At 71.7% G+C, this 1,866-nt stretch carries 2 protein-coding genes; both read left to right on the top strand.

What is annotated here, in order from left to right; translation table 11 throughout:
- On the top strand, nt 1–544 hold a 544-nt coding region (locus tag B7X32_RS20670; protein ID WP_292724061.1), incomplete at its 5' end, for an HNH endonuclease signature motif containing protein.
- Nucleotides 545–685: 141 nt separating this feature from the next.
- Nucleotides 686–1,866 (top strand): MFS transporter (locus B7X32_RS20665; RefSeq protein ID WP_292724064.1); only part of this gene is annotated, 1,181 nt, incomplete at its 3' end.

Raw genomic sequence — 1,866 nt, 5'->3', positions numbered from 1 at the left:
CACGCGGGATCAGCTCCGCACGGATCTCGCCGCGGCCTGGCTGAAAGGCGACGGCACCGCGACGGCGGTGACCACGAAGGTGTTCGTCACGGTGCCCGTGCAGTTGCTCACGGGAGAGGCCGCCCCGGCAGAGCAGGCGGAGATCGTCGGCGTCGGTCCGATCGATCCGCTCACCGCCTCGCAGATCTTCCTCGACGCCGGCTCCTTTCACCGCGTCATCACGGATCCGGTCAAGGGCGTCATCGTGGACATGGATCGTCGCACCTACCGCCCCACGCGGGCGCAGCGCGACTGGCTGATCCTGCAGCACGGCACGTGCTCCCGTGACGGCTGCACCCGCCTTGCGCTCGATGCCGACATCGACCACGACCATCCCTGGGCTGACGGCGGGACCACCGACATCCGCCGGCTGCGGCCTCTCTGCCCCCGGGATCACCGCCTGCGACATCGCACGCGCGCGAGGTATCGCACCCGCCCCGAGGAGCGCACGGTTCAGGTCATCACGCCGACCGGGTTCCGCAGTTCCGCGCCCGCGCCGTTCTGAGCCGCTCCGCTGCTCGAGTGTGCTCTCTCGCCGGCCGGACCCGCCTCGACGCGCACGTCGGTCTCCGGCTCCGGCGGCGCACGGGTCTACCGTGGAGACGTGGCGGAACGGTCGATCTCAGTGCTCTGGAAGTTCGGCCCGATGGTGTACCTGCCCACGCTGCTCTTCTCGCTCGGCGAGGGCGCCGTCCTGCCGCTCATCCCCGTGATCGCCGCGAACCGCGGCGCGACGCTCGCCTCGGCCGGCCTGATCGCCTCGGCCCTCGTGGTCGGTCAGCTGTGCGGCAACATCCCCGCGGGCTGGCTGGTCGCGAAGATCGGCGAGCGGTTCACGATGGTGATCGCGGGTGTGCTCTCGCTGATCGGCGTGATCGCGGGGGCCTTGGCCCCGAGCCTCGTCGTGTTCACGATCGCGGTGTTCGTGGTCGGCATGTCCGCGGCGGCCTTCGGTCTGGCCCGGCACGCCTTCATGACCACCCGGGTGCCGCTCGAGTTCCGCGCCAGGGCGCTGTCGCTGCTCGGCGGATCCTTCCGCGCGGGCATGTTCGTGGGCCCCTTCCTCGCCGCCGCACTGCTCGCGCTGTTCCACACCGAGAACGCGACGCTGTGGTTCTTCGCGGTCCTGCTGGTCGCACTGATCCTGCTCGTGCTGTTCGGCCCGGATCCGGAGGCGCAGGCCGCGGCCGCCGACCGCGCGCCGGATGCGGTGGAGGACACCGGCGAGGCGGTGAGCGGGTCGATCCCCACGATCGAGCGCGCAGGCGTCTTCCGCACGATGTGGCGCAACCGCGGCGTGCTGGGCCGCCTGGGTCTCGCCGCGGCGAGCCTGTCGGCGGTGCGCTCGGCCCGCCAGGTGGTGCTGCCGCTGTGGGGCGTCTCGATCGGTCTGGACGCCTCCTCGATCGCGCTCGTCGTCGGCGTGTCCGGTGCGATCGACTTCGCTCTGTTCTACGCGAGCGGCCAGGTCATGGACCGGTTCGGCCGCCTCTGGGCCGCGCTGCCGGCGATGGTGCTGATGGGCGCGGGCTTCCTCGTGCTCTCGCTCACGCACGACGCATCGACCAACGTGCTGTGGTTCGGGATGATCGCCGCCGTACTCGGCGTCGGCAACGGCCTCTCCAGCGGCATCCTGCTCACGCTCGGCGCCGACGTGGCCCCGCAATCGGAGCCCGCGGCGTTCCTCGGCTCCTGGCGAACCCTCACCGACGCCGGAGGCGCCATCGCTCCCCTGCTGTTCTCCGGCATCGCCGCCATCAGCTCCCTCGCGATCGGCGCCGCCGTCATCGGCGGCATCGGCGTGCTCGAGCTCCGCGAGGCCCTCCT

The organism is Microbacterium sp. 13-71-7, assembly GCF_002257455.1.
In the GTDB taxonomy this organism is placed as follows: Bacteria; Actinomycetota; Actinomycetes; order Actinomycetales; family Microbacteriaceae; genus Microbacterium.
Note: the sequence above shows the minus strand (reverse complement) of the source record. Positions and strands in the feature narration are given on the sequence as shown.